This window comes from Myxococcus sp. AB025B, from assembly GCF_006518215.1.
Classification (GTDB): domain Bacteria; phylum Myxococcota; class Myxococcia; order Myxococcales; family Myxococcaceae; genus Myxococcus; species Myxococcus fulvus.
On sequence record NZ_SRLW01000408.1, the window covers coordinates 1 to 7,069 of the forward strand.

Annotated in this window: 4 protein-coding genes, 5 tRNA genes and 1 other RNA gene; 9 read left to right on the forward strand and 1 reads right to left on the reverse strand. The window is 68.8% G+C overall.

The features are described 5' to 3' along the window. From FL311_RS39200 to ffs, 9 genes are all read left to right on the forward strand, one after another. On the forward strand, positions 1–2,896 hold a 2,896-nt coding region (locus tag FL311_RS39200), incomplete at its 5' end, for a tetratricopeptide repeat protein (RefSeq protein ID WP_141332761.1). 136 nt (positions 2,897–3,032) lie between these two features. Then, positions 3,033–4,313, forward strand: coding sequence for a serine--tRNA ligase (gene serS, locus FL311_RS39205; RefSeq protein ID WP_141332764.1), 1,281 nt, complete (start codon positions 3,033–3,035; stop codon positions 4,311–4,313). A gap of 114 nt (positions 4,314–4,427) precedes the next feature. After that, positions 4,428–4,514 (forward strand) — tRNA-Ser (locus FL311_RS39210). Between the two features lie 42 nt (positions 4,515–4,556). Further along, positions 4,557–4,646: transfer RNA gene (locus FL311_RS39215), tRNA-Ser, on the forward strand. 30 nt (positions 4,647–4,676) lie between these two features. Further along, positions 4,677–4,750 (forward strand) — tRNA-Arg (locus FL311_RS39220). 23 nt (positions 4,751–4,773) lie between these two features. Further along, on the forward strand, positions 4,774–5,241 hold the full coding sequence (gene tadA, locus FL311_RS39225) for a tRNA adenosine(34) deaminase TadA (protein WP_141332762.1): 468 nt from the start codon (positions 4,774–4,776) through the stop codon (positions 5,239–5,241). A gap of 6 nt (positions 5,242–5,247) precedes the next feature. Beyond that, a tRNA-Ser gene (locus FL311_RS39230) sits at positions 5,248–5,334 on the forward strand. Positions 5,335–5,347: 13 nt separating this feature from the next. Next, positions 5,348–5,434: transfer RNA gene (locus FL311_RS39235), tRNA-Ser, on the forward strand. A 30-nt stretch (positions 5,435–5,464) separates the two neighbouring features. After that, an RNA gene (gene ffs / locus FL311_RS39240) (signal recognition particle sRNA small type) lies at positions 5,465–5,557 on the forward strand. A 97-nt stretch (positions 5,558–5,654) separates the two neighbouring features. Here the strand turns inward: ffs and FL311_RS39245 are convergent. Then, positions 5,655–6,983, reverse strand: coding sequence for a glycosyltransferase family 39 protein (locus tag FL311_RS39245; RefSeq protein ID WP_141332763.1), 1,329 nt, complete (start codon positions 6,981–6,983; stop codon positions 5,655–5,657). Between the last annotated feature and the right edge of the window lie 86 nt (positions 6,984–7,069).

Consider the following 7,069-nt stretch of genomic DNA (forward strand, 5'->3'; position numbering starts at 1 on the left):
CCGCGCCGACGAGGCCGCCGCCGCCTACGCCGCCGCGCTCGAGGCGGACCGCAAGCACGCCTCGTCCGCCGTGGAGCTCGCCGCCGTGCAGCTCCTGGTGCGCAAGGACGCGGAGAAGGGCGCCCAGGCGGGCGCGAAGGTGCGCCGCTTCCATGTGCGCCGCCGCTCGGGCAAGGTGTTCGGTCCGTTCGACGAGGGCGTCGTCGTGAAGATGCTCGAGGACGGCCAGCTGCTCGGCAACGAGGACGTCTCGCTCGACTCCGAGTCCTGGTCCGCCATCGGAACCATCCCCACCTTCGCCGCCGCCATCCAGCGGCTGATGGAGGGCCCGGCCAAGGTGGTGGCGGCCGCGCCCGTCGCCGCCGCGTCGGACTCGCCCAGCGCCCCCACCTCGGACGCCAACGGTCAGCAGGCGAACATGCGCCGGCTGGAGCAGCTCTACGAGGGCCGCATGGCGGCCGTCTCCGTGGTGGACCGCAGCGGCGCCAACGAGAAGCTCAAGAAGCGCGTCCCCATGTTCATCGCCGCCGGCGTCGGCGTGGTGCTGCTGGGCATCGGTGCGGGCACCGAGTTCGGCACGCGCTACGGCGCCTTCGGCCGCCGGGCCCTGTTCCCCGCGCGCGTCTCCGACGGCTCGCCCCAGGCCCAGCTGGTGAGCCAGGCCCAGCAGGCCCTGCTCCAGGACACCTTCGCCAGCTACAAGCAGGCCCACACGCTCTCCGCTCAGGCACTCCAGGAGAAGGAATACCCGGCGGTGCGCTCGCTGTGGTGCCAGTCCGTCTACTACCTGCAGCGCAAGTACGCCGCCGCGGACGCGTCTGACATGGCCCGCTGCCGCGACGGCATGGCGGACATCGAGCTGCTCGGTGAGAAGGACGTCGACTTCATCAAGGTGACGGCCTCGCTCGCGCTCACCTCGCGGCAGGCGGACGCCGCGCTGGCGCCGCTCCTGGACGCGTACTCGCGGGAGGGCAACCAGGGCGACCTGGAGCTGGCCTTCCTCGTGGCCGAGGCCCAGACGATGAAGCGCGACTTCAACGGCGCCGTCGAGACGCTGAAGAAGGTACTCGCCGCCGACGGCAAGTCCGCCAAGGCCCACCACGCGCTGGGCAACCTGCACCAGGCCGCCGGCCGCGCCGACGAGGCCGCCGCCGCCTACGCCGCCGCGCTCGAGGCGGACCGCAAGCACGCCTCGTCCGCCGTGGAGCTCGCCGCCGTGCAGCTCCTGGTGCGCAAGGACGCGGAGAAGGGCGCCCAGTCCGTCGACGAGGCCCTGGCCGAGGACGTCCAGTCCGCGCTGGGCCCGGCGGAGCTCGCCCGCGCCCGGGGCCTCAAGGGCGTGGCGCTCTTCCACCAGCACAAGCCCAAGGAGGCCGAGGCCGAGCTGAAGTCCGCGATGGAGAAGGACCCGCAGTCCGACTTCCTCAAGGCCCAGCTGGCCCACGTGCTGCGCGCCCAGCGCAACTACGAGGGCGCCCTGCCCCTCTACACGGCGCTCGCGTCGGAGGAAGGCGACAACCTGGAGTACGCCGACGGCCACATCACCTCGCTGGTGATGACCGGCAAGATGCAGGCGGCGCTGGACGCCGTGCAGAAGGCCAGCCAGCGCTTCCCCAACGAGGCGCGCATCGCGTACCTCTACGGCCGCATCGAGGACGCGCTGGACAAGCTCTCCGAGGCGGAGGGCCACTACAAGCGCGCCATCGCCGCGGACGCCAACCTGGTGGAGGCCAACCTCTACCTGGGCCGCTTCTACCTGCGTCAGCGCCGCAACGCGGAGGCCCGCACGCAGCTGGAGCAGGCCGCCACCAAGGCCCCGGACCTGGCCGGCGTGCGCGCGGGTCTGGGCGAGCTGGCCCTGGCGGAGAACAACGCCCTGCTCGGCCAGCAGGAGTTCGAGCGCGCCGTGCAGCTGGACCCCAACCTCGCCGACGCCCACCTGGGCCTGTCGCGCGTGGCGCTGCTCAACGGCGACCTGGAGAAGGCCCAGACCGAGGCCAACCGCGCCCTGGAGCTGGACCCGCACCTGTTGAAGGACGGCCGGCTGCAGCGCGGACTCGTGCTGTGGCGGCTGGGCAAGCTCGACGAGGCCGTGGCGGAGCTGGAGAAGGCCAAGGGCGAGGACCCGCGCTCCACCACCATCCCCATCACCCTGGGCGCGGTGCTGCTGGAGCGAGGCGACTTGCCCGGCGCGGAGAGCAACCTGGGCCTGGCGCTCAGCAACGAGCCCTCCAACCACGAGGCGCTCTACTACCTGGCCCTGGTGAAGGCGAAGCGGCTGGAGTTCACCCAGGCCATGGACGCCATGCGCAAGGCCGTGGAGCGCGCCCCCAAGCGCCCCGACTACCACTATGCCTACGGCGTCATCCTGCGCGACGCCAAGCAGCTCCCCGACGCCATCCGCGAGTGGAACACCGCCGTGGAGCTGGACCCGGCCAACGCCGACGCGCACGAGGCCCTGGGCCACGCCCACCTGGAGAACAGCGAGTTCGACGAGGCCATCGAGTCCTTCGAGGCCAGCCTCAAGTCGGACCCGCGCCGCACCCGCGTGCTCGGCTCCATCGGCGACGCCTACTTCAACGCCGCCCGCTGGAACGACGCCATCAAGCGCTACCAGACGGCGCTCAAGGCGGACACCAAGCTCACGTACGTCTATTACAAGGTCGCCCGCGCCTTCACCGAGCAGACCCAGCACGCCAAGGCCATCGACTGGTACCGCAAGGCCGCCGACGCCGAGCCGGAGAACGCGATGACCTACTACTACCTGGGCTTCGCCTATAAGGAGAAGAACAAGCGCAAGGAAGCCGTCCAGGCCTTCAAGGACTACCTGGTGAAGAAGCCGGACGCGACCGACAAGAAGGACATCGAGGAAGAGATCTACGACCTGCAGAACTAGCCGGCAGCCGACAGCCGGCCGTCCTCCCGGGGATGGCCGGCGTCAGGCACCTGTCGCCCGGGGCGTCCGCCCTTGAGCACCCCGGGCGCGAGGAACCTTGCTGACGCCCACCCAGGGTGACTACAAGGCGTGCCCCATGCTGGACCTCCGGAACGTTGCGCAGAACTTCGATGCGGTCGTCGCTCGCCTGAAGACGCGAGGCGGCAACCTGGACCTCGGCCCTTTCCAGCGCCTCTTCTCCGAGCGCCGCGAGCTGTACGTCTCCATGGAGTCCCTGGCCGCGCGCCGTAACGCCGCCAACGAGGAGATGAAGAAGAAGGCGAAGGAGGACCCCAAGGCGCTGGACGCGCTGCGCGGCGACCTTCGCGCCGTCTCCCAGGACATCAAGGAGAAGGAGAACCGCCTCAAGGAAGTCGAGGAGGAGCTCAACCGCATCCTCCTGCTCATCCCCAACGTCCCCCACGAGTCGGTGCCCGTGGGGGAGAGCGCGGACCAGAACGTCCAGGTGAAGAGCTGGGGTGAGAAGCCCAACCTGCCCTTCACGCCCAAGCAGCACTTCGAGCTGGGCGAGAAGCTGGGCATGCTCGACTTCGAGCGCGCCGCGAAGGTGTCCGGCAGCCGCTTCACCTTCTACAAGGGCGCGCTGGCCAGGCTGGAGCGGGCGCTCGTCACGTTCATGATCGATGTGCACACCCAGAAGGGCTACACGGAGCTGCTCCCGCCCTACCTGGTGCTGCGCGAGACGATGATGGGCACGGGCCAGTTGCCCAAGTTCGAGGACGACGCCTTCAAGACGCTGGGCGACCCCGAGCGCTTCCTCATCCCCACGTCGGAAGTGCCCGTCACCAACTACCACGCGGACGAAATCCTCGAGGGCGAGTCCATGCCCATCCGCTACTGCGCCTTCAGCCCGTGCTTCCGCGCGGAGGCGGGCGCGGCCGGCAAGGACACCCGCGGCCTCATCCGCCAGCACCAGTTCCACAAGGTGGAGATGGTGAAGTTCGCCCAGCCGGACAAGAGCCTGGACGAGCTCGAGGCCATGACGGACGACGCGTGCGACATCCTGCGGCGGCTCGGCCTGCACCACCGGGTGATGCTGCTGTGCACCGGCGACATGGGCTTCTCGGCCCGCAAGACCTACGACATCGAGGTCTGGCTGCCGGGGCAGAACGCCTACCGGGAGATTTCGTCCTGCTCGGACTGCGGCGACTTCCAGGCGCGCCGCGCGAAGATCCGCTTCCGGCCCCAGAAGGGGGACAAGCCCCAGCTCGCTCACACCCTGAACGGCAGCGGCCTGGCCGTGGGCCGCACGTCCATCGCCATCCTGGAGAACTACCAGCGCGACGACGGCACCGTGGCCATCCCGGAGGTCCTCTGGCCGTACATGGGAGGGCTCAAGGAGCTCAAGCCGCTGTAGCGAAGCGGCGTGGCGAAAAGGTGTGATCATCCGCTTGCAACGGGCGAAGAATCAGGTAGAAGGGCGGCCCCACGGTCGACGTCGGTCCGAGGGACACCGCCGGCTGGGTTGTCTGGAGGCGTGGCCGAGCGGTTGAAGGCAGCGGTCTTGAAAACCGCAGAGGGTGCAAGCTCTCCGTAGGTTCGAATCCTACCGCCTCCGAAAATGTTCTTGAGTTTTGCGGTTCTTTGACAGAGAAGAGTTGGAGAGATGGCCGAGAGGCTGAAGGCACAGGTTTGCTAAACCTGCATACTCGAAAGGGTATCGAGGGTTCGAATCCCTCTCTCTCCGCCACTTGTCGTTGTAGCAGCGCGTGAAGATTTTGCTCCCTTAGCTCAGCTGGATAGAGCGTCGGACTACGAATCCGAAGGCCGGAGGTTCGAATCCTCCAGGGAGCGCTCCCTTCTTCCACGCCGTCTCCATGAGTGACGACGAAGCTTTCATGCAGCAGGCGCTCGCGCTCGCGCGGGAAGCCGCGACACTCGGAGAGGTCCCCGTCGGTGCGGTTGCCGTCCATGATGGAAACATCATCGGCACGGGTTTCAACCGCCGCGAAGTGGATCGCAACCCCCTTGCCCATGCGGAAGTCCTCGCACTGGATGCCGCTCGCAGGCATCTGGGGGTCTGGCGGTTGACGGGCGTCACCCTGTACGTGACGTTGGAACCGTGTGCCATGTGTGCCGGAGCGCTGGTCCAGTCCAGGGTGACTCGCCTCGTCTTCGGCGCCATGGACCCGAAAGCCGGCGCGGTCGGCTCTCTCTACAATCTGGCCGAGGAACCCCGGCACAACCACCGGCTCCAGGTCACTCGTGGTATCCTCGCTGAGGACAGCGCGACTCTTCTCAAAACGTTCTTCGGGCGCCTGCGCGCGAAGCGACGCGACAATTGAATACTTGGAGAGCTGGCCGAGTGGTCGAAGGCACCTGACTCGAAATCAGGCATACCGGTAACGGTATCGTAGGTTCGAATCCTACGCTCTCCGCTCCAGACTTTCTGGAGAGGTGGCCGAGCGGTTGAAGGCGCACGCCTGGAACGCGTGTATATCTGAAAGGGTATCGTGGGTTCGAATCCCACCCTCTCCGTTGTTGATACTGCAGTTGATGTCTACAGCTTTTGTGGTCGGGACAACGTGGGGGCGCGAACCCCGCCAGGTCCGGAAGGAAGCAACGGTAGCGTACCACCGCGTGTGTCCCGGCCGTTCTGAAGAGCCAGTCTCCGTTTCGGAGGCTGGCTCTTCGCCTTTGCGGGGTATGGAGTCCGCCCTCGGCCAGAGCGCCTGACGGGGGCCCTCCCCTGTCGACCTCAGTCGCGGACGAGCAGCGTCTCGCGGCCGATGCGCTTCTCGATTCGGAAGCCGCCTGCCTGGAGCTCGGGCAGGGCCCGGTCCTCGAAGGAGACGGCGCGGTTGAAGGTCCTGTCTCGCAGCCCTCGCTGGAAGGCGTCGTCGCGAGGCCAGTCACAGGTGAGCCAGGGGATGCGCTGGCCCAGGTAGAAGAAGCCGCCGGAGCCCCAGAGCCCCTCGTTGACGATGAGCAGCCCCGTGGCGCCGCCCATCCGTGTCGACGCGACGATGGCTCGGAACTGGTCCGCCCGCAGGTCCTGGGGAGGGAACCAGCGGGCGGAGACGAGCCCCGTCACCAGCGCCATCGCCGTCACGCCCCATCGAGCGGATGCGGGAACGCGCGTGGTGAGGAGGTCCGCGACGACGGGCGCCGCCGCGAGCACGCCCAGCACCAGCGCCGGGTAGAGGAAGCGCTCCTCCTTGTGCGCGGTGACGAGCAGCACGCCCAGGTAGACGGCGGCGCACGTCAGCGGCAGGGACACGCCTGGCCGCCCCGCTCGCAAGGCCAGGGGCACCGCGACCCAGGCCCAGACGGGAACGGCCGTCAGCAGGGGCAGCAGGTAGAAGCCGGGAGCCGCCGAGCCGAAGCGGGCCGCGGCCTCGCCCGAGAGGACGTTGAAGCGGACGTAGGTGAAGAACGAGTGGAAGGGGCTGCCCCAGGTGAGGTGGTCCAACAGTCCCAGGCCCGCCGCGACGACGAGCCCGCCCACGCAGGTGAAGGCCAGCATCCGCCAGCGCCGGGCCACCAGCAGATAGAGCAGCGCGGTGAGGACACAGATGGCGGACGGGTAGCGCGTCACCACCGCGAGCCCCAGCGCGGCGCCACCGAGGAGCCCTGCCCGCGTCTCGCGCTCGCGCCGGTCCAGGGCCTCCATGGCCACCACCAGGAAGGAGGTGGAGAAGGACTCCGCCAGGGTGCGGCCCGCGAAGACGAGCACCGGCCCGTAGAGGCCCACCAGCAGGACGGCCAGCCAGCCTCCCGAGACGCCTGTGCGCCGGGCGGCGAAGCGGTACGCGGCCCACAGGCTCCACGCATGCAGCGCGAGCTGGGGCACGGCCGTCATTGCGCGGTAGCCCTGGGGGTCGGTGATGCCCAGCATCCCCGCCAGCTTCAGGAAGCCGGCCAGGACCCCAGGGACAGCCCAGTTACGGATGCCATCGCGCCACTCCCACGCCAGCACGCCGTAGCCATGCACGCGCCAGTACGCGGGCTCCAGCGCCTGGAACACCTCGTCGGGGTGGATGCGGCCCAGCTGCGCCACGGCGATGACGGCGGGCAGGAGCGCCACGACGACGAGGGCCGCCCTCGCGAGGAGGGAGGGGCTCGCCGGAGGATGTGGCCGAGCGACATCCGACGGCGGGGGCTCGGGCGACA